This window comes from Nocardiopsis sp. MT53, from assembly GCF_019598965.1.
Lineage (GTDB): Bacteria > Actinomycetota > Actinomycetes > Streptosporangiales > Streptosporangiaceae > Nocardiopsis > Nocardiopsis changdeensis.
This window is the reverse complement of record NZ_CP080599.1, coordinates 2,991,977-3,011,635: the sequence shown is the minus strand read 5'-3', so window position 1 is coordinate 3,011,635 and position 19,659 is coordinate 2,991,977. Positions and strand designations below refer to the sequence as shown.

16 protein-coding genes are annotated in these 19,659 nt (G+C 72.9%); 8 read left to right on the top strand and 8 right to left on the bottom strand.

From position 1 onward, the window contains the following. Positions 1-188: 188 nt before the first annotated feature. Positions 189-1,094, bottom strand: a complete 906-nt coding sequence (locus K1J57_RS13420; protein WP_220564762.1) for a universal stress protein — start codon at positions 1,092-1,094, stop codon at positions 189-191. A gap of 255 nt (positions 1,095-1,349) precedes the next feature. Between K1J57_RS13420 and K1J57_RS13415 the strand changes: the two genes are divergently transcribed. Beyond that, positions 1,350-2,060, top strand: coding sequence for a DUF998 domain-containing protein (locus K1J57_RS13415; RefSeq protein WP_220564761.1), 711 nt, complete (start codon positions 1,350-1,352; stop codon positions 2,058-2,060). Here the strand turns inward: K1J57_RS13415 and K1J57_RS13410 are convergent. Together K1J57_RS13410 and coaA are read right to left on the bottom strand one after the other, a co-directional pair. Then, entirely contained in the window at positions 2,050-4,197 is a 2,148-nt protein-coding gene (locus tag K1J57_RS13410; RefSeq protein ID WP_220564760.1) for an ATP-binding domain-containing protein, read from the bottom strand. The two genes, K1J57_RS13415 and K1J57_RS13410, sit on opposite strands and share 11 nt — an antisense overlap. Before the next feature lie 183 nt (positions 4,198-4,380). After that, positions 4,381-5,286, bottom strand: a complete 906-nt coding sequence (gene coaA, locus K1J57_RS13405; RefSeq protein ID WP_220565510.1) for a type I pantothenate kinase — start codon at positions 5,284-5,286, stop codon at positions 4,381-4,383. A gap of 333 nt (positions 5,287-5,619) precedes the next feature. On the opposite strand from coaA, the gene glmS reads away from it, so the two are divergent. Then, a complete protein-coding gene (gene glmS, locus K1J57_RS13400) occupies positions 5,620-7,473 on the top strand; it encodes a glutamine--fructose-6-phosphate transaminase (isomerizing) (protein ID WP_220564759.1) in 1,854 nt (617 codons plus the stop codon). A 97-nt stretch (positions 7,474-7,570) separates the two neighbouring features. Here glmS and K1J57_RS13395 read toward each other — a convergent pair whose 3' ends face one another. After that, entirely contained in the window at positions 7,571-7,936 is a 366-nt protein-coding gene (locus K1J57_RS13395; protein ID WP_220564758.1) for an STAS domain-containing protein, read from the bottom strand. A gap of 157 nt (positions 7,937-8,093) precedes the next feature. Further along, positions 8,094-8,639, bottom strand: coding sequence for an ATP-binding protein (locus K1J57_RS13390; RefSeq protein WP_220564757.1), 546 nt, complete (start codon positions 8,637-8,639; stop codon positions 8,094-8,096). A 285-nt stretch (positions 8,640-8,924) separates the two neighbouring features. Between K1J57_RS13390 and K1J57_RS13385 the strand changes: the two genes are divergently transcribed. Further along, entirely contained in the window at positions 8,925-9,836 is a 912-nt protein-coding gene (locus K1J57_RS13385; RefSeq protein ID WP_220564756.1) for a helix-turn-helix transcriptional regulator, read from the top strand. Between the two features lie 486 nt (positions 9,837-10,322). After that, a complete protein-coding gene (locus tag K1J57_RS13380; RefSeq protein WP_220564755.1) occupies positions 10,323-10,577 on the top strand; it encodes a DUF397 domain-containing protein in 255 nt (84 codons plus the stop codon). 283 nt (positions 10,578-10,860) lie between these two features. On the opposite strand, the gene K1J57_RS13375 is transcribed toward K1J57_RS13380, so the two are convergent. Continuing rightward, the gene (locus tag K1J57_RS13375; RefSeq protein ID WP_220565509.1) at positions 10,861-12,099 is read right to left on the bottom strand and encodes a KamA family radical SAM protein; all 1,239 of its coding nucleotides are present in this window, start codon (positions 12,097-12,099) and stop codon (positions 10,861-10,863) included. A 525-nt stretch (positions 12,100-12,624) separates the two neighbouring features. On the opposite strand from K1J57_RS13375, the gene plsX reads away from it, so the two are divergent. From plsX to K1J57_RS13355, 4 genes are all read left to right on the top strand, one after another. Continuing rightward, complete coding sequence (gene plsX, locus K1J57_RS13370) at positions 12,625-13,731, top strand: phosphate acyltransferase PlsX (RefSeq protein ID WP_220564754.1); 1,107 nt, start codon at positions 12,625-12,627, stop codon at positions 13,729-13,731. 62 nt (positions 13,732-13,793) lie between these two features. Then, positions 13,794-15,539 (top strand): arginine--tRNA ligase, encoded by a 1,746-nt coding sequence (argS, locus tag K1J57_RS13365; RefSeq protein ID WP_220564753.1) that lies wholly within the window; start codon positions 13,794-13,796, stop codon positions 15,537-15,539. A gap of 298 nt (positions 15,540-15,837) precedes the next feature. After that, positions 15,838-16,440, top strand: a complete 603-nt coding sequence (locus tag K1J57_RS13360) for a YceI family protein (RefSeq protein WP_220564752.1) — start codon at positions 15,838-15,840, stop codon at positions 16,438-16,440. An 83-nt stretch (positions 16,441-16,523) separates the two neighbouring features. Beyond that, a complete protein-coding gene (locus K1J57_RS13355; protein WP_220564751.1) occupies positions 16,524-17,561 on the top strand; it encodes a hypothetical protein in 1,038 nt (345 codons plus the stop codon). A 52-nt stretch (positions 17,562-17,613) separates the two neighbouring features. Here K1J57_RS13355 and K1J57_RS13350 read toward each other — a convergent pair whose 3' ends face one another. Together K1J57_RS13350 and K1J57_RS13345 are read right to left on the bottom strand one after the other, a co-directional pair. Further along, positions 17,614-18,474: a ribokinase gene (locus K1J57_RS13350; RefSeq protein WP_255647168.1), complete on the bottom strand. Its 861-nt coding sequence runs from the start codon at positions 18,472-18,474 to the stop codon at positions 17,614-17,616. A gap of 35 nt (positions 18,475-18,509) precedes the next feature. Continuing rightward, positions 18,510-19,343, bottom strand: coding sequence for an exodeoxyribonuclease III (locus K1J57_RS13345; RefSeq protein WP_220564749.1), 834 nt, complete (start codon positions 19,341-19,343; stop codon positions 18,510-18,512). Positions 19,344-19,659: the final 316 nt, after the last annotated feature.

Genomic DNA, 19,659 nt, shown 5'->3' with positions numbered 1-19,659 from the left:
GCCGGTGGCGCCGCGACGGCCCGCGCCGTCCGGGTGCCCTCCCCGAGGGCGTGTTCGGCGGATCATCCCGGGCCGCGGTCGCGGGGCCGCCTCTCGCCGCGCGGCCGTCTCGCGAGAGATCGCCTCGCGGCCGCTCCCGGCATTCGGCGCGAGCGCCGGAACGCTCGAAAGCGTCCGCCGGACACGCCCTAGCGGAGTATGGCGACCGGGCCGCGGGCGCCGTGCAGGACCGAGTGGCTGACCGAGCCCAGCAGCAGGCCCCGGAAGCCCCCGCGGCCCCGCGAGCCCACCACGATGAGGTCCGCGGGGGTGGCCTCCTCCAGCAGGGCGACCACGGGGTGGGCCCGCACCACCCGGGTGCTCACCGGGACCTGCGGGTGGCGCAGCCGCGCCTGGGCCAGCTCCTCGTCCAGCGACTGGCGGGCGGCCTCGGCGGCGGTGGTGTCGTCGAACAGCTCCGGCGGGATCGGCCCGGTGGCGGCGGCGAACGCCACCAGCGGCTGCCAGGCGCTCACCGCGACCAGCTCGGTGTCGGCGAACTCGGCCTGGGTGAACGCGAAGTCGACGGCCCGGCGGCTGGGCTCGGACCCGTCGATGCCGACGATGACCCGGCCGCGGACCCCGTGTGCGGCGGCGTGCTCGTGCGGGAGCACCACCACCGGCACCGGGGAGCGGGCGGCCAGCTCGATGCCGACGGAGCCCACGAAGGCGGCCACGATCCCCCGCAGCCCGCGCGAGCCCACCACCACTGCGACGGCCCCCTCGGCGGCGGCCTCGGCCAGCAGCGCCTCCACGGGGCGGGCGTAGGACAGGCGGGTCTGCACCCGGAGTTCGGGGAAGAGCCGCGATATCCAGTCGGCGGCGTAGGACAGCAGGCGCTCGGCGTCGCCGGTGTCGGCCTCGTCCGGGGGGACGTCGAGCCGGGTGTGCGCCCCGAACACCCCGACGGAGGTCAGGGCGCCGGCCGCGGCCACGATCCGCACGCCGAGCCCGCGCAGCACCGCCTGCTGCGCCGCCCACTCCAGGGCGTGGCGGCTGGAGTCGGTGCCGTCGACCCCCACGATCACCCACCGTGTCGTGGTCGGATCGTCCATCGTGCGCACTCCCTCTCCGGCCGGGTCCGTCCGTACGTGCCCGTCTGCTCCGTTCTCTGCATGATGCCGCGCCCAGGCGCACCCGTGGATAACGGTGACGCCGCGAGTTGGCCGAGGCGGGGTCACCCCGAGGGGTGACGGAGCGGTCCCCGGGGCATAAGACCCCCTGACCGACCGGTGTGACCGGGAGCACCCGGGGGTCCTCCGTCCGAGAGACGTGGAGAGGGCTTCGGGTGAGAACGGAGGGCACGCGCGATGTCTTACTCGGGACATTGGCACTGGGACTACCGGGACGGCCGGGTCGCGGCCGTGGCCGCCGCCATCGTGTACAGCCTGTGGGCGCTGGAGGTCATGCTGCCCGGCGGGAGTCTCGGGCAGGGCGCGTCGGCCGACCCGGAGTCGGGGTTCGGCAGGTTCCTGGACAGCGCCCACCGCGCGGGGTCGATCCTGGTGGTGCTCGCCGCCGCGCTCGGCCTGACCCTGGGCGCCCGCCGGACCGGCTTCTGGCTGACCGCGTCCTGGTGGTCGATGGCCGTGTTCGGCGCGGCCTCCTTCGTCGCCTCGCTGCTGCCGGGCCGCTGTGTGGTCTCCACGGACGTGGCCTGCGCCTCGGAGGCGCTGGCCGAGGGGGTGGGCGGGGCCACCGCCGCGCAGCCGGTCCTGGCGACCGTCACGATCGTGGCCGCGCTGGCCGGCGCGGTGACCCTCGCCGTTGACCGGCGCAGGGCCGCCGACCCCGCCTGGGTCTGGGCCGCGGCGGTGGCCGCGCTCCAGGCGCTGGCCGCGGTCGCCGTCCTGGTCCTGGCCGTCCGGGTCTCCGGCGGCGACGGCGACCCGGGCGTCGCCCTGGGCCTCCTGGAGCGGGCCCACCTGGTCACGGTCGCCCTGTGGCTGCTGACCGCCGGGATCCTCTCCGGCCCCTGGAAGCGCTCCGGCGTCCGCCGCCCCACCCCCGTCAGCCGCTGACGGGGGTCTCGGCGAGGGGGGCGGGGAGCGGGCGGGAGTGGACGACGTGGAGGGTGCTGACGGCGCGGGTGAGGACGACGTAGAGGCGGTTGAGGCCGCGCTCCTCGGCCTCGGCGATGGCGGCCGGCTCGGCGACGACGACCGCGTCGAACTCCAGGCCCTTGGCCAGGCCCGCCGGGACGGCGACCAGGCGGGCGGCGTCCAGGCCGGTGTCGTCGTCCAGGACCGGGACGTCCAGGCCCTCCGCGGCCAGCTCCTCCAGCAGGGCGGGCAGGTGGGCGTCGGCGGCGATGAGGCCCACCGACCCCTCCCCCTCCAGGGCGGTGCGGCAGGCCCGGGCCACCTGGGCGGCCAGGCCGTCGGCGGCCGGGGTGACCCGCAGTGAGCCCGGGGCGCGGCGGACCGCGACCGGGGCTCCCAGCCCCCTGGCGATGGTCGGCAGCAGCCGGGCGGCGAAGTCGATGATCTGCGCGGGCACCCGGTAGCCCCGGTCCAGGACGCTCAGGTGCCCGGTGGGCTTGCCCAGGTGCTCCAGCAGCGTGGACCAGGTGCGGACCGCGGACGGGCTGGTCCCCTGGGCGATGTCGCCCAGGACGGTGAGCGACCCCGACTCGCAGCGGCGCCCGATGGCCCGGCACTGCATGGGGCTGAGGTCCTGGGCCTCGTCCACGACGATGTGGCCCAGCCCCGCGGGCCGGTCGATGAGCGCGGCGGCCTCGTCGATGAGCGCCAGGTCCTCCGCCGACCAGCGGGCCGACCTGGGTCCGCGCGGCCTCCCCGGCAGCAGGACGGCGGCCTGCTCCCGCTCGTCGAGGATCCCGTCGGCGGCCCGGGCCAGCCGCTCGGGGTCGGTGAGCAGCCCCAGCACCTGGGCCGTCGGCTCCACCTTGGGCCACAGGGCGGTCACCGCGGAGCGCACCGCCGGGTCGCGGCGGACCTGCTCGTGGGTGCGGTCGTCGCAGACCTCCCCCTCGGACTCCATGAGGGTGAGCACGGTGTGCGCGATGCGGTGGGACAGCAGCTCGCGGCCCGAGCCGTAGGCGACGCCGCGGCCCGCCAGCTCGTCCAGCAGGGGCCGCAGGTCCTCCGGGTAGAGCCGCCAGCGGCGCGAGCCGCGGCGCACCATCAGCGCCTCCTCGGGTTCGCGCAGGTGGGACCAGAGGTCGCGGCGGATCACCTCGGCCATGCGGGCGTCGCCCTTGACCCGGGCGGCGAAGGGCTCCTCCGTCCGGCGCACCCACCCGGCGGCGGGCCGGAACCGCTCGGGCAGGCCGCGGGTGAGCAGGTCCCCGACGGTGGTCTGGGTGACGTCGACCTCGCCCAGGGCGGGCAGAACGTCGCGGATGTAGGAGAGGAACGACCGGTTGGGCCCGATGATCGCCACGCCCGCCCGGGACAGGCGTTCGCGCTCGGTGTAGAGCAGGAACGCGATGCGGTGCAGGCCCACCGCGGTCTTGCCGGTGCCCGGCGCCCCCTGCACGCACAGGGTGGTGCCCAGCGGTGCGCGGACCAGGTCGTCCTGCTCGGGCTGGATGGTGGCGACGATGTCGCGCATCGGCCCGGTGCGGGGCCGCTCGATCTCGGCGGCCAGCAGCTCCCCGGGCCGCTCGTCGGGTACGGGGGCGCCGGTCAGGTGCTCGTCCTCGAACGCGGTGAGCACCACCTCGGGGTCCCGGCGCGGCCCGTGGTCGAGGGTGGTGAACCCGTACCGCCGGCGCACCAGGACGCGCATCCGGTCGGTGGGCGAGGCGCGGTAGTAGGCGACGCTGATCGGCGCGCGCCAGTCCAGGACCATGGGGCGGCCCTGCGGGTCGTGGACGTGCCGGCGTCCGATGTGGACCCGGTCGGGCCCCCGGCCGGCGTCCTCGTCGAGGAACACGGTGCCGGGGTCGAAGTCGAGGCGGCCGAAGAACAGCGGCGCCCCGGGCAGGTCGGCGAGGGCGGCCAGGCGGCGCTGCCGTCCGCGCTGGAGCGCCGCGTTGGTGACCTTGTCGTTGACGACGTCGCCGAGCATCAGTTCGGTGCCCTCGACCTCCTCGCGCATCGCCCGCAGGGCGGCGCGGGCGGCGGCGAGGGAGTCTCGTTCGGCGACCAGTTCGGGGTCGGCGGGCGTGGTCGTGGGATCGGTCGTGGTCATGCGGACCTCGGGAGGGATCGACGGGACACGGCACGGCCTCGCGCGTGCGCGGGTCCCGCCCCGGTCGCCCTCAGGGCCCGGTTCGTTCCGATCCTCGTGAAGCGCACGGCGTCCCATCCGGGGTGGGCCGTGGAGAGAAAGAAGGACCAGCCTACCCCCGCCCGGGCGTGTCCCGGACCGTCCTCAGGTCTTGCGCAGGCGGACCCGGCTGACCCGGTGGTCGTCCCCCTTGAACAGGACGAGGGTGGCCCGTCCCCGGGTGGTGCGGATGTTCTCGACGAGGTTGACCTCGTTGATGGTGCGCCAGGTGTTGGCCGCGAACTCCAGGGCCTCCTCCTCGCGCAGGGTGGTGGCCATGTGGTGGAAGTAGGACCGCGGGTCGGAGAATGCCGTGCGGCGCAGCTCCCGGAACCGGTCCAGGTACCAGTTGCGGATGTTGTCGACCCGGGCATCGACGTAGATCGAGAAGTCGAAGAAGTCGGACACGGCCAGCCGCCCGGCCGTGGCGGGCTGGAGCACGTTGATGCCCTCGACGATGAGGATGTCGGGGCGGTGCACGGTCTGGCGCTCGCCGGGGACGATGTCGTAGTGCAGGTGCGAGTAGACGGGGATGTCGATGCGGTCGGCCCCCGCCTTCATCTCCGAGACGAACCGGACCAGCGCCCGCCGGTCGTAGCTCTCGGGGAAGCCCTTGCGGCGCATGAGGCCGCGGGCCTCGAGCACCGCGTTGGGGTACAGGAAGTTGTCGGTGCTGACCAGTTCCACGTCGGGGTGGTTGGGCCACTGGGCCAGCAGGGAGCGCAGCAGGCGCGCGGTGGTGGACTTGCCGACCGCGACACTCCCGGCCACGCCGATGATGAACGGGGAGGGCCGGTCGGCCTCCCCGAGGAAGCCCCGGACGGCGGCGTGCCGCTGCTGGGTGGCGCCGACGTACAGGTTGAGCAGCCGGGACAGGGGCAGGTAGACGTCCCGCACGTCCTCCAGGGACGTCGGGTCGGTGGTACCGCGCAGCCGTGCGAGCTCGGCCTCGGTCAGGGAGAGCGGAGTGGCGGCCCGCAGAGCCGCCCAGGCCTCCCGGTCCAGTTCCACGTACGGCGTGGAGACGCCGTTCTTCGTCGGGTGGGACACGAGTGACCACCCTAGACGAGGGCCTCGACCGGTCCGGGCGCCCGGGTCCCGGGTAAGCCCGAAGCAGGGGCGTAACGTGGTCGAAACCACATGTTCCCCGGCAGGTCCACCAAGGTTTTTTTGGCCGGGTACGGCCCGGTGGAACCGGTTCCACTCGGACGCCCCGCACGGCCCCCACCTGCGCGGTCTACCCGTGGTACACCAAATGGTCTATACCGTTACCTGGGAAAACGACCATTGGTATCAACGGGTGGTTGGTCGATTCGGCGTCCTTTTTGGCCTACGCTGGCGGCCATGTGCGGAATCGTTGGCTACGTCGGGCCGCAATCGGCGCTCCAGGTCGTCGTGGACGGCCTCGCGAGGTTGGAGTACCGCGGATATGACTCCGCGGGTGTCGCTGTGCTGGGCGGGGGCGCCCTGCACACGGAGAAGCGGGCCGGCAAGCTCGCGAACCTGCGCGGTGCCCTGGAGGAGCACCCGATCACCGGAGAGGGCGCGGGCATCGGCCACACCCGCTGGGCCACCCACGGCGCCCCCAATGACGTCAACGCCCACCCCCACGTCGACAACGACAACCGGGTGGCGGTCGTCCACAACGGCATCATCGAGAACTTCGCCGCCCTGCGGCTGGAGCTCGAGGACGCGGGCTGCAAGTTCACCTCCGAGACCGACACCGAGGTGGCCGCCCACCTGCTCAGCACCGAGCTGGCGGCGCGCGGCGACGGGGACCTGGCCGCCGCCATGCGCGCGGTGTGCAAGCGCCTGGAGGGCGCCTTCACCCTGGTCGCCGTCTCCGTGGACGACCCCGACCTCGTGGTCGCCGCCCGCCGCAACTCGCCGCTGGTCGTCGGCCGCGGGCAGGGGGAGAACTTCCTGGCCAGCGACGTGGCGGCGTTCATCGCCCACACCCGCGACGCGGTCGAGCTGGGCCAGGACCAGGTCGTGGAGCTGCGCCCGGACTCGGTGCGCGTCACCGACTACGACGGCGTTCCCGTCGAGGTCAACGAGTACCACGTGGACTGGGACGCCTCCGCCGCCGAGAAGGGCGGCTACGACTACTTCATGCTCAAGGAGATCGTCGAGCAGCCGCGTGCGATCGCCGACACCCTCCTGGGCCGCCTGTCCGTGGGCGGCGAGCTGACCCTGGACGAGATGCGGCTGTCCGCGCAGGACCTGCGCTCGGTCGAGAAGATCGTCATCATCGCCTGCGGCACCTCCTACCACGCGGGCCTGATCGCCAAGTACGCCATCGAGCACTGGTGCCGCATCCCGTGCGAGGTCGAGGTGGCCAGCGAGTTCCGCTACCGGGACCCGATCCTGGACCGGCAGACCCTGGTGATCGCGATCTCCCAGTCGGGCGAGAGCATGGACACCCTGATGGCGGTGCGCTACGCCCGCGAGCAGCGCGCCAAGGTGCTGGCGATCTGCAACGTCAACGGCTCCACCATCCCGCGCGAGTCCGACGGCGTGCTGTACACGCACGCGGGCCCGGAGGTCGGGGTGGCCGCCACCAAGACCTTCCTCACCCAGCTGGCCGCCTGCTACCTCATCGGCCTGTACCTGGCGCAGGTGCGCGGGCTGAAGTTCGGCGACGAGATCGACGCCGTGATCGCCCAGCTGGCCACCATGCCCGAGCACGTGGAGAAGGTGCTGGACACGGTCGGCCCGGTGCGCGAGCTGGCCCGGTCGCTGTCGGACGCCGACACCGTCCTGTTCCTGGGCCGCCACGTCGGCTACCCGGTGGCGATGGAGGGCGCGCTCAAGCTCAAGGAGCTCGCCTACATGCACGCCGAGGCGTTCGCGGCGGGCGAGCTCAAGCACGGGCCGATCGCGCTGATCGAGGAGGGGCTGCCGGTCGTCGTGGTGGTGCCCTCGCCGCAGGGCCGCAGCGTGCTGCACGACAAGATCGTGTCGAACATCCAGGAGGTGCGCGCCCGCGGCGCCCGCACCATCGTCATCGCGGAGGAGGGCGACGAGTCGGTGCGACCGTACTCGGACGTCCTCATCGAGATCCCGGCGGTGCCGACCCTGCTCCAGCCGATCGTGGCGACCGTGCCGATGCAGGTGTTCGCCTGCGAGCTGGCGCTGGCCAAGGGCAACGACGTGGACCAGCCGCGCAACCTGGCCAAGAGCGTGACCGTGGAGTAGTCCCCGCCGGGGGTGTTCCCAGGGCGCGTCCGACCCCGTCGGGCGCGCCCTCCGCGTTACCCGGGTCATCCGGGGGCGGCCGGCCGCGCGGGCGCGGTCAGCGGGCGGCGGCGCGGGTCCCCGCGTGCGCGGCGACCGCGGAGGCCAGGTCGCCGTGGGTGGGCAGCAGGGCGCGCAGGTCCAGCACGTCGAGGATGCGCGAGAGCTGGCGGGGCGGGCAGGCCAGGGCCAGGTGGCGGCGCTCGCGGGTGGTGACGCGCATCGCGTTGATGAAGGCGTTGACCCCGGAGGCGTCGATGAACTCCACCGCGGCCAGGTCGACGACCACACAGCCCCGGGCGGCGGCGGCCGCGATGGCGGCGTACGCGGACTCGGCGGTGGCGATGTCCAGCTCGCCGCCGAGCGCGACGACGGTGGCGCCGTCGCAGATGAACCTGTCCCGTCCCGTGTCCAGCACGTCCACGCCCCGTTCCCCGCGTCGGAAAACTTCCCCTGTCGGACGCGATCGGTCGAATACCGACATGCGCTGACAGCCTACTCTGCTCCGGGACTCGGCAGAGTGGGCCGAAGGCGGGATGTGGACGGCGGGGCGGCCGTGCCGGGAGGGCCCTGGGTGCGGGTCAGTCCCGCCCGCCGCAGACGGCCCAGACGACCTTGCCGCCGCGGATCGGGTTCCAGCCCCACTCGCCGCTGAACGCGGCGACCAGGCTCAGGCCGCGGCCGGACTCGGCGAAGTGGTGGGCGTCGACCTTGTGGGGGGCGCGGTCGCTGGTGTCGGCGACCAGGCAGGCCACCCGGCCGAAGCCGTCGGCCCGGCTCAGCCGGACCACGACCGGGGTGGTCCCGGGGTCGTGGTCGGGGGTCAGCGCGTGGCGGCAGGCGTTGCCGACGAGCTCGGAGAGCACGAGGCGGACGTCGTCGGCGACCTCGGCCAGGTCCCATTCGGCCAGGACGAGGCCGGCGAGCCGGCGGACCGCGCCCACGGAGTCGGGGACCGAGGCGAAGGAGCCCACGACGTGCTCGGAGGTGCGCTCGGTGCGGCCCAGGGGGGTGCCGCCCAGCGGGTCCGCCCACCGCCCTCCCGGGAACCGGGGGACTTCGGTCAGGGAGGGACGGCGCCAGGATGCCCCGGAGTGCCGCTCCGAGGACATCAGCTCTGCGTTCATCACGATCCTCACGAGTGGTGAAGCGGGTTCGCTCGGCCTTGTCTGCGTGTGGCACCGTGTCTTACCGATGTAAGCCACAGATGCACGTGCAGATCAACGCCCGGCAAGCCTATAGGACGAACAACCCTTATTGGTAGATGTCCTTCGAAGAATTCACACACGGGCATCCGGATTTACTGTCGACACAGAAGGCCTCGGAACGCCCACCCCGAACCCCTGTTCCCAGCGGAATGGGCTCGGTATACTGGGCGGTCGCTCGCGCCAAAGCCGCTACAGGGAGGCGATGTGGTCGCCGATCACGCAGAGAACTTCCAGGTCACCCGGGATTTCCTGGCGAATTCCAGCGGTGGCCCGACCGTGCTGCGCATTCTTCTCGGAACGCAGCTCCGCAAGCTGCGCCAGGAGAAGGGGATTTCCCGGGAGGACGCCGGATACGCCATCCGCGCCTCCCACGCCAAGATCAGCCGCATGGAGCTGGGCCAGGTCAGCTTCAAGCACCGCGACGTGGAGGACCTGCTCAAGCTGTACGGCGTGACCCACGCCGGCGAGCGCGAGGCCCTGCTCGGCCTCATCACCAGCGCCAACGCCCAGGGCTGGTGGCACAAGTACAGCGACGTGCTGCCGAACTGGTTCGGCGTCTACGTGGGCCTGGAGGAGGCCGCCTCGGTCATCCGGACCTTCGAGGTGCAGTTCGTCCCCGGCCTGCTCCAGAGCGAGGGCTACGCCCGCTCGGTGATCCGGCTGTCGCGTACCGCCACCTCCGAGGAGGACATCGACAGTCGCGTGCAGATGCGCATGCACAGACAGCGCAGATTCACCGAGGACGAGGGCCCCCGCCTGTGGGCGGTCATCGACGAGGCCGTGCTGCACCGGCCCTTCGGCGACGCCGCCGTGATGCGCGGGCAGATCGAGCACCTCATCGAGATGTCCCGCCGGCCCAACATCACCGTCCAGGTCGCGACCTTCGCCATGGGCGGGCACCCGGCGGCCGGGGGGCCGTTCAGCATCCTACGCTTCCCCACCCCGCAGCTGCCCGACGTGGTCTACCTGGAGCAGTTGAGCAGCTCCCTGTACTTCGACAAGTTCGAGGACACCAGCCTCTACGCCCAGACGATGGACCACCTGGCCACCCAGGCGCCGCAGCCCTCGGCCACCGAGGGGATCCTGCGCTCGTTCCTGGAACGCTACCGCGACTGAGACCCCCGGGAACCCGCCTCCCGACCGTCCCCCGCGACCGCCCCGCGACAGCCACCCCCACAGCCGCCCACGACCCCCGCGGAGCCTCCCCGCGGCACACATCCCCCGGCCCCTTCCCAACGCCCGGTACCGCTCCGCGTCCGGGCGTTCGCCGTGCGCGCACACCTGTGCGGCCCGACTGACCGGCTTCGGCCACGACTGGGAAACGATCGGGGGTCCGCGGAACCCCTCCCCGGAGCCCCCACGTTAGCGGTGACATGCACGTCCTCACCCTGGGATCTTGCATATGTGCTTACCGACGTAATCACGTATGCACGTGCATGAGCTACTCTCTGGGTGCGCACCGGGGACGGAACGGCACATTGGGGAAGATCTCTCCTCAGAAACCCCGACCGGTCCGGTGACTCCGGCACGAGCGCCCCCGACGTGTCGGCGGCAGCGCGTGGACACCCGCTCACACGTCCCCCGAAGTTCCAGGAGGTCGAGATGTCGCCCATCTACAACGGCGTTCCGGCAAGCCGTCTGCCCAAGGTCGAGTGGACCAAGAGCAGCTGGAGCAATCCGGATGGGAACTGCGTCGAGGTGGCGACCCTGCCCGGCGGGGAGTTCGCGGTCCGCAACTCGCGCGACCCCCAGGGGCCGGTGCTGGTCTACACCCACGCCGAGCTGGAGGCCTTCGTCCGCGGCGCCAAGACCGGCGACTTCGACGCCCTGCTGGGCCAGGCGGGCTGCCGGGTCTGACACCGGCGCGCGCAGGTCCGCGGCACCGACGGGCACCGTCGCCCGCGGACCCCACAGAACCCCCTTGGAGAAGCCGTCCGCGCCGATGGCCACCGCGCCGGACCCCGGCCGCGCGGTGACCGCCTTCCGTCCACGGTGCGGACGCACGAGGAGCCCGGTACCCCTCGACGGGTACCGGGCTCCTCCGTACCTGCACGGCCGCCGCGGCCGGAGGCGGTGGAGGCGCGGGCGGGGCCCTGTGTTCAATGCCCTGCACGGGCGCGGACGGGCCCCGCCGCGGCCCCTACAGGCGGGTGGGGTCCACGCCGCCGTCGCCCGCGGCCGCCGGGGGCGTCTCCCACGGGAAGTGGGTGGCGCCCAGGGCGGGCTTGAGGTCGAACAGCCAGGCGGCCTTCTCGTCGTACTTGGCGAAGAACGGCCTGCCCACCAGCTCGGGGTCGCGCGCCTGGATGAAGTGCAGCGCGAACACCTTCTCGCCGGCGACCTCGGTGACGCCGTCCACGCACACCTTGCCCGGGGTCGCCGACATGGACGGTCCGCGGACGGTGCGGGCCAGCCCGGACACGTTCTTGTAGGCGCCGCGGAAGATCTCGTAGGCCTCCGCCAGCGGCACCGCGAAGTAGTCCTGCGGGCCGGTGTCGCGCTCGACGAACATGTAGTAGGGGACCATCCCGTGGCGCAGGTGGGTGCGCCACATGCTCTCCCACACGGCCGGGTCGTCGTTGATCGTGCGGATCAGCGGCGCCTGGGTGCGGATGACCGCCCCGGTGGAGCGGATGCGCCGCACGGCCTCCTGGACGATCTCCGGCCGCATCTCGTTCGGGTGCGAGAAGTGCGCCATGAACGCCAGGTTCTTGCCCGAGGCGACGACCTTCTCGAAGAGCCGGAGCGTGTCGTCGGCGTCCGGGTCGGTGACGAAGCGCTGCGGCCAGTAGGCCAGCGCCTTCGTGCCGATCCGAATCGCCTCCAGGTGCTCGATCTCCAGCAGCGGCTCGATGTACTTGGAGATCACGCCCTCGCCCATGATCATCGGGTCGCCGCCCGTGAACAGGACGCTGGTGACCTCCGGGTGCGAGCGCACGTAGTCGACCAGCTGGTCGATCTCGCTGGAGGCGAACTTCAGGTCGGCGTCGCCGACGAACTGGGCCCAGCGGAAGCAGTACGTGCAGTACGCGTGACAGGTCTGCCCCTGCTTGGGGAAGAAGAGCACGGTCTCCTGGTACTTGTGCTGGATGCCCGGGATGGGCTCGTCGTCCACCTTGGGAACGTTGAGGTCCATCTGTCCGGCGGGGTGCGGGTTGAGCCGCGCGCGGACGGCGTTGGCCGCCTCGTTGAGCTCCTTGCGGGGCGCCCCGGCCTTGATCAGGTCGGCGATCCGCGTCACGTCGCTCTGCGGCAGCATGTCCGCCTGCGGGAACACCAGCCGGTAGATCGGGTCGTTCGGCGCGGCGTCCCAGTCGATCAGCTCGTCCAGGACGTAGCTGTTGACACGGAAGGGCAGGACGGTCGCCACCGCCTGCACCGCGAGCCGCTCATCGGCGGCGAGGCCGGCTCGCGCTGTGAGCTCGTCGATGTGCTTCGTCGTGTAGGCACGAAACCGACGTCCGGTGGACGGGGACAGTGCCGCCTCTGGCGTAACGCTCACGACTCTCCTCTCCTGGATGCGATTCAGGGCCGCCCGCGCGGGGTCGTGAGGGCAGCCCTGATCCGGGGGTTCCGGTGTGCGGGCACCCGGGGAACCTCCGGAAACGGAATTCGTGTTCGGTTGTCACATGCACCCGGAGCGTCATGAACACCCGGGCCAGCGAGCGGATATACCCCTACTTGGGGCTTTGTACCCAGGTGGAGCAAAATACAGCCCTGACCTGGACATACGGGAAGTATCCTCGCATGAGTGGATGAATGTCCCGAACCGCAGGGCTTCCCACTCCACCCGGTACGGTGTTTGCACACCACCCGCGCACCCGTCGGCGTGTGCCCGCATCGGCGCGGGGACCTGCACCGACGGCGTGCCTCCACCGATTCACCTCACCGTGAAGGACGCCACGTGACCGGCACCTCCGACGCGGACGCGCCCGTCGCACTCCGCCGCACCTCGCCGCCGATCATCGCCGTCGACGCGATGGGCGGCGACAACGCCCCCGGGGCGGTCGTCGAGGGCGCCGTCCTGGCCGTACGCGAGCTGGGCCTGCGGGTCGTCCTCGTGGGCCGCCGCACCGAGATCGCCGGCCTCCTCGCCGAGCACGACGCCCTGCGCGACATCCCGGTCGTGCACGCCGAGGACAGCCTCGCCATGCACGAGGGAGCGCTGGCCAGCTGGCGGCGCCCCCGCTCCAGCGCCGCCGTCGCCTGCCGCCTGATCCGGCGCGGGGACGCCGACGCGCTGGTCTCGGCCGGCTCCACCGGCGGGGTCGTGGCCACCTCCACCGTGCGGCTGCGGACCCAGCACGGAGTGCTGCGGCCCGCCCTGGCGGTCACCCTGCCCACCGGCGAGACCCCGACGATCATGGTGGACGCGGGGGCCAACGCCGACGCCAAGCCGGAGATGCTGGTGCAGTTCGCGCACCTGGGGTGCGCCTACGCCCAGACGGCGTTCAGGGTGCAGCGGCCCCGGGTGGGGCTGCTCACCATCGGCTCCGAGCCCGGCAAGGGCAACAGGCTGGTCCGCCGCACCGCCGAACTGCTGGCGGCCGCCGCCGAGGACTCCACGATCATGGACTACCGCGGCAACATCGAGGGCCACGACCTGCTCGCCCGCAAGGTCGACGTGATCGTCACCGACGGGCACACCGGGAACGTGGCGCTCAAGGCCGTGGAGGGGACCGCCGCGTTCGCCATGGACGCCGTCCGCACCGCGCTGACCTCGTCGGTGGCGGCCAAGGCCGGGGCCATGCTCCAGCGCAAGGCCCTGCGCGGGCTGCGCGAGCGCCTGGACAGCGAGACCTACGGCGGCGCCGCGCTGCTGGGGCTCAACGGCACCGTGGTGATCGCCCACGGCGACAGCCGGGCCCGGGGCATCGCCCACGCCTGCCGCCTCGCCCACGACCTGGCCGCCGGGGACATCGGCGAGCACGTCCGCCGCCGCCTGCACACCCGCCCGGCCGGGTGGCTGCACCGCCTGGCCCAGTCCGAGGGCCCCGCCGAAGGGCGCTGAGGAGCGGCGGGGCGGGCGGAGAAGCGCCGAGAACACCCCCGCGGGCTCGGTACGCTTGGGACATGGCCGACCCGCAGGAAGTACTCTCGCGACGGGTCCAGTCCGCCCTCGGGGCCGCCTTCGGCCCCGAGTACGCCGACACCGACCCCGTCATCCGCCCGTCACAGTTCGCCGACTACCAGGCGAACGCCGCGCTCGCACTCGCCAAGCGCCTGGGCCGAAAGCCGCGCGAGGTGTCCGCGGCGATCATGGAACACCTCGACGTCGCCGACGTCTGCTCGGCCGTGGAGGTCAGCGGGCCCGGCTTCATCAACCTGACCCTGCGCGACGACTGGATCTCCGGGCGGACCCGCGAGCTGCTCGACGACGAGCGCCTGGGCGTGCCCGTGCAGGAGCGGCGCAACATCCCGCTCGACTACTCCGCGCCCAACGTGGCCAAGGAGATGCACGTCGGCCACCTGCGCACCACCGTGGTCGGCGACTCGCTGGCGCGGACCCTGGAGCTGCTGGGCCACAACGTCATCCGGCAGAACCACATCGGCGACTGGGGCACCCCCTTCGGCATGCTCATCGAGCACCTGCTGGAGGTCGGCGAGGACTCGCCCGAGGCGGACCTGCTCACCACCGACCCCAATGCCTTCTACCAGGCGGCACGCACGAAGTTCGACTCCTCGGGCCCCGGGCCGGAGGAGTTCGCGGCCCGCGCCCGGCGCCGGGTGGTCGCCCTCCAGAGCGGCGACGAGGAGACGCTGCGCCTGTGGCGCGAGCTGGTGGGCCTGTCCAAGGTGTACTTCAACAAGGTGTACGCCAAGCTGGGCGTCACCCTCACCGACGACGACCTCGCCGGCGAGAGCACCTACAACGACATGCTCGCCGCCGTGTGCGACGAGCTGGAGGCCAAGGGGATCGCCGAGATCAGCGACGGCGCCCTGTGCGTGTTCCTGGACGGCTTCACCGGCCGCGAGGGCAAGCCGGTGCCGCTGATCGTCCGCAAGAGCGACGGCGGCTACGGCTACGCCACCACCGACCTGGCCACCGTCCGGCACCGGGTGGAGGACCTCAAGGCCGACCGCATCCTGTACGTGGTGGGCGCCCCGCAGGCGATGCACTTCAAGATGGTGTGGGCGGCCGCGCGCGAGGCGGGCTGGCTGCCGGACTCCGTCGAGACCACCCACGTCCAGATCGGCAACGTGCTGGGCTCGGACGGGAAGATCCTGCGGACCCGCAGCGGTGCCCCGGTGCGGCTGATGGCCCTGCTGGACGAGGCGATCGACCGGGCCGCCGCGGTGGTCCGGGAGAACCGGCCCGACCTGTCCGCCGAGGAGCAGGCCGGGATCGCCCGCCAGGTGGGCATCGGCGCGGTCAAGTACGCGGACCTGTCGGTGGCGCACGACACCGAGTACACCTTCGACTTCGACCGCATGCTGGCGCTGACCGGCAACACCGGCCCGTACCTGCAGTACGCGCAGGCCCGGATCCGCTCGATCTTCCGCAAGGGCGGGCTGTCGCCGGAGCAGGCGCGGGCGGACATCACCGTCGGCCACGCCGCCGAGCGGGCGCTGGCGCTGAAGCTGCTGGAGTTCGGCCCGGTGGTGGCGCAGGTCGGCGACCTGCTCCAGCCGCACCGGCTGTCGACCTACCTGTTCGAGCTGGCCCAGTCGCTGACGGCGTTCTACGAGCACTGCCCGGTGCTGACCGCCGGCACCGAGGCCGAGCGCGAGTCGCGGCTGACGCTGATCGCGGTGGCGCTGCGCGTGCTGGTCCAGGGCCTGGACCTGCTCGGCGTGGAGGCGCCCGAGCACATGTAGGGCACGGCACCCGCAGGTGCCCCGAGGGCACCGGAAAGGGCCGGAACGCGGTGGCGCGTTCCGGCCCTTCGCCGTGTGCCGGATCCCGGCCGGCAGGGGCCGGGTCCCGGAACGGTCATCGTCCGAGAGAACTCTCATAGCGGACGAATTCCCTTGCATCCCAGGCTTCTCCGCTTCCCGGGACGGAGCGAGTCCCATCTCTCGCCTTTCCCCGCGTCCGAAACCCGGGTCCGGGTGGTACACCGGACCTAGGCTGAACGGACAAAAGACCTTTTACGGACAAAAGGGAGAAGTAGGTATGGAATCCACTCCGGTCGGCCCGGCGCCGGGTCTCTGGCACCTGGACCCCCTGCACTCCAGCCTCATCTTCGTCGCCCACTACCTGCGCTTCGGCCGGGTCCAGGGCACGTTCGGCCGTGCGCGGGGCCGGGTGCTGGTCGCCGAGGACCCCGGCGCCTCGAAGGTCGAAGTGGTCATGGACGCCTCCAGCATCAACACCGGCGTCGGCGCCCGCGACGCGCACCTGCGCTCCGCCGACTTCCTGGACGTGGAGAACCACCCGGAGCTGCGGTTCGCCTCCACCGGCGTGGAGCCCGGCGGCCGCGGCCGCAACGCCTTCCGCCTGCACGGCGACCTCACCGTGCACGGCACGGCCGCCCCGGTCACCCTGGACGCCCAGTGGGTGGGCGAGGCCCCCGACTACGCGTTCCCCGACGACGTGTACGGCCACTTCTTCTCCGCCACCACCCGCATCCGCCTGTCCGACCACGGCGTGGGCGACGGCGGCGAGGTGCCCTGGGGCGGCCGCCTGGTCGGGGACGAGGTCGACATCGTCCTAGAGGTGCGGCTCCAGGACCAGGACCCCGCGCCGTTCCTGGCGCAGATCGGCCACGAGTCCTAGGAGACTCCCGACGAGGGGGCACCGAACCGGCGCCGGGGGCGTCTGAGCGACCGAACGCCCCAACGACCCCCTCGAAGGACACGATGACCGACAGGATCGTCACCCTGGCCCACGGCGCCGACGCGTACGCCTACGCCTTCACCGAGCGCGCGGCCGAGAGCGGTGCACCCGTCCGGCACACCGCCCGGTTCTCCATACGGGACGGGGCCACCGGCCACACCGTCTCCCCCGGGCTGGACCGCGTCGCCTACGCGGCCGGCGGGGAACTGGTGTGCGCCGACCGCGACGGCACCGCGCTCTGGCGGCACCCCCTCAGGACCGGCGACCAGGACGGCACGTACCTGACCGGCGGGCCCTCGTGCGCCTTCTCGCCCGACGGGCGGACCCTCTGGCTCTACCGGCAGGGCCCGATGGTCCCGGTCCCCCGGGGCGAGTCGCCCGAGATGGACCGCAGGCTCGACCGCAACCCGCACCTCAAGCGCGGCACCGACCGGCTCCTGGCCCTCGACGCGGCCGACGGCACCGTTCTGGCCGAGGCCGTGCTGGGGAGTTCGGGGCACGGGGCCCTCGTCCGGCCCCACCCGGACGGGGAGCACGTCCTGGTGGGCGTGATGGAGGGCCAGGACGGGGGCCGCAACTTCCGCGCCCGCCTGGAGGACGGGGGGCTCGACCTCCACGCGTACGGGACGTACGGCTACCTGGAGGACCTGTCACCGAGCGGCCGGGTGTTCATGGTCGGCGACGAATCGGGGATCACCCTCCACTCCTTCCCCGACGGGGAGGAGCTGGGCGGCTTCGGGCTGGACGCCTTCGACCACGACGGGGACGACTTCGAGACGCTCTTCCTCGGCATGCACCTGGCGGCCTTCCTCGACGAGGACCGCGTCGTCGTCTCCGTCCACGGCGAGCGCGCCGTGCCGGAGCCGGAGGAGGACGAGGAGGACGAGGACGACGGCCAGGACCTGGACTTCCGCGAGAACCACGTCGTGGAGGCGGCCACCGGGCGGGTGCTGGGCCCGCTCCCCGGGGAGTCCCGGCACCACGAGCGCCTGGTCGTGATCGGGGACGGCTCCTGGCTGAGCGTCGACGGCGCCGAGCGGCCGCGCCGCCACACCCTCTGAGGACGCGCGGCGGGGGCGGCACCGTGCGGTGCCGCCCCCGCCGTCCGCCGGATCAGCCCCCGAGCAGGGCCTCGACCTCGGCGCGGGTCGGCATCGAGGAGCTGGCGCCGTGGCGCTGGACCGACAGCGCGGCCGCGGCGGCGGCGAACCGCATGGCCTCGGCCGGCCCGGCGCCCTCCGCCCGGGCCACCGCGAAGGAGCCGCAGAACGTGTCGCCGGCCGCGGTGGTGTCCACGGCCTCGACCTTCAGCGCCGGGACGTGCACCGGCTCGGCGCCGCGCGCCCCGTACAGGGAGCCCTCGCCGCCCAGCGTGACGAGCACCTCCGGGACCCGCTCCAGCAGCGCCGCGAGCGCCTCGCGGGGGTCGGTGCGCCCGGTGATCGCGGCCGCCTCGTGCTCGTTGGGGACGAGCACGTCCACCGACTCCAGCAGCTCGTCGGGCAGCTCCCGTGCCGGGGCCGGGGTGAGGTGCACCCGGACGCCCTGTTCGCGGCCGGTGCGCGCGGCCGCCACGACCGCCTCCATCGGCAGCTCCAGCTGGAGCAGGAGGGCGTCGGCCCCGCCGATGAGCTCCCGGTCGCCGGGCACGGTGCCGGTGACCTCGCCGTTGGCGCCGGGCACGACGATGATCGAGTTCCCGCCGCGGCCGTCCACGACGATGTGGGCGATGCCCGAGGGGCCCGGGACGGTGCGCAGGCCGGTGGTGTCGATGCCGGAGGCGACCAGGTTGCCCCGCAGCTCGGCGCCGAAGGCGTCGTCGCCCACCGCGCCCAGGAACACGGTGTCGGCGCCGGCGCGGGCGGCGGAGACCGCCTGGTTGGCGCCCTTGCCGCCGGGCACCTGCCGGAAGGCGGTGCCGGTGACGGTCTCACCGGTGGCCGGAGCGGTGCCCACGTAGGCCACCAGGTCCATGTTGACGCTGCCGAAGACGGCGATGCGCGGGCCGCTCACGCCCCGTCCTCCTTCTTCTTGTCGCGGGGCAGGCCCTCTTCCCCGTCCAGACCGACGATGACGGGCGCGTGGTCGGAGGCGCCCTTGCCCTTGCGCTCCTCACGGTCGACGCTCGCACCGCTCACGCGGGCGCGAAGCGCCGGGGAGGCCAGCACGAAGTCGATGCGCATGCCGCGCCGTTTGGGGAAGGCCAGCCCCTTGTAGTCCCAGTAGGTGTAGACGCCGGGGCCGGGGGTGTACGCGCGGGCGACGTCCTCGAAGCCCGCCTTGCCCAGGGCCCGGAAGGCCTCCCGCTCGGGCTCGGTCACGTGGGTGAGGCCGTCGAAGGCGGCCACGTCCCACACGTCGTCGTCCTGGGGGGCGATGTTGAAGTCGCCGACGTAGGCGATCTGCGCGTCGGGGTCGGCGGCCAGGGCGGCCGTGCCCGCCTCGCGCAGGGCCTCCAGCCAGCGCAGCTTGTAGGCGTAGTGGGGGTGGTCGATCTCGCGGCCGTTGGGCACGTACAGGCTCCACACCCGGACGCCGCCGCAGGTGGCGCCGATGGCGCGGGCCTCGGCCTCCTCGGGGTCGCCGTAGCCGGGCTGGCCGGGGAAGCCGACCTGCACCTCCTCCAGGCCGACCCGGGAGGCGATCGCGACGCCGTTCCACTGGGAGATCCCGTGGTGGGCGACCTCGTAGCCGCGGTCGGTGAAGACGGCGGCGGGGAACTGGTCGTCCCTGGCCTTGGTCTCCTGGATGGCGAGGACGTCGACGTCGCTCCGGTCGAGCCAGGCCCCGATCCGTTCGACCCGGGCCCGGGCACTGTTCACATTCCAAGTCGCGATACGCACAGCGCCAGCCTAGGGCTTCGCGGCGACAGCGGAGAAGGAAGCGGGTGCGGCGGGCCCGAAACACGGGCCGGCCGGAGGCCGGGAGGGCCCGGGAGGCCGTTGACCGGGGGCGGTGGAGGGCGACAGGCGGGGAGGGAAGCCCGGCCGCAGGCCGTCCTTTGAGGGCGGCGGAGGGAGACGGGCAGGGAGAAAAGCCCGGCCGCAGGCCGTCCTTTGAGGGCGGCGGAGGGAGACGGGCAGGGAGAAAAGCCCGGCCGCAGGCCGTCCTTTGAGGGTGGTGGAGGGTGACGGGCGGGCCCGGTGCGGCCGTCCTCCG

Excerpts from the sequence above, each read along its gene's own strand:
- glmS (WP_220564759.1), top strand. The coding sequence starts at position 5,620 with ATGTGCGGAATCGTTGGCTACGTCGGGCCGCAATCGGCGCTCCAGGTC.
- K1J57_RS13350 (WP_255647168.1), bottom strand. The coding sequence starts at position 18,474 with ATGGACCTGGTGGCCTACGTGGGCACCGCTCCGGCCACCGGTGAGACC.
- K1J57_RS13390 (WP_220564757.1), bottom strand. The coding sequence starts at position 8,639 with ATGAACGCAGAGCTGATGTCCTCGGAGCGGCACTCCGGGGCATCCTGG.
- K1J57_RS13415 (WP_220564761.1), top strand. The coding sequence starts at position 1,350 with ATGTCTTACTCGGGACATTGGCACTGGGACTACCGGGACGGCCGGGTC.
- K1J57_RS13360 (WP_220564752.1), top strand. The coding sequence starts at position 15,838 with ATGGAATCCACTCCGGTCGGCCCGGCGCCGGGTCTCTGGCACCTGGAC.
- K1J57_RS13355 (WP_220564751.1), top strand. The coding sequence starts at position 16,524 with ATGACCGACAGGATCGTCACCCTGGCCCACGGCGCCGACGCGTACGCC.
- K1J57_RS13420 (WP_220564762.1), bottom strand. The coding sequence starts at position 1,094 with ATGGACGATCCGACCACGACACGGTGGGTGATCGTGGGGGTCGACGGC.
- K1J57_RS13410 (WP_220564760.1), bottom strand. The coding sequence starts at position 4,197 with ATGACCACGACCGATCCCACGACCACGCCCGCCGACCCCGAACTGGTC.
- K1J57_RS13380 (WP_220564755.1), top strand. The coding sequence starts at position 10,323 with ATGTCGCCCATCTACAACGGCGTTCCGGCAAGCCGTCTGCCCAAGGTC.
- argS (WP_220564753.1), top strand. The coding sequence starts at position 13,794 with ATGGCCGACCCGCAGGAAGTACTCTCGCGACGGGTCCAGTCCGCCCTC.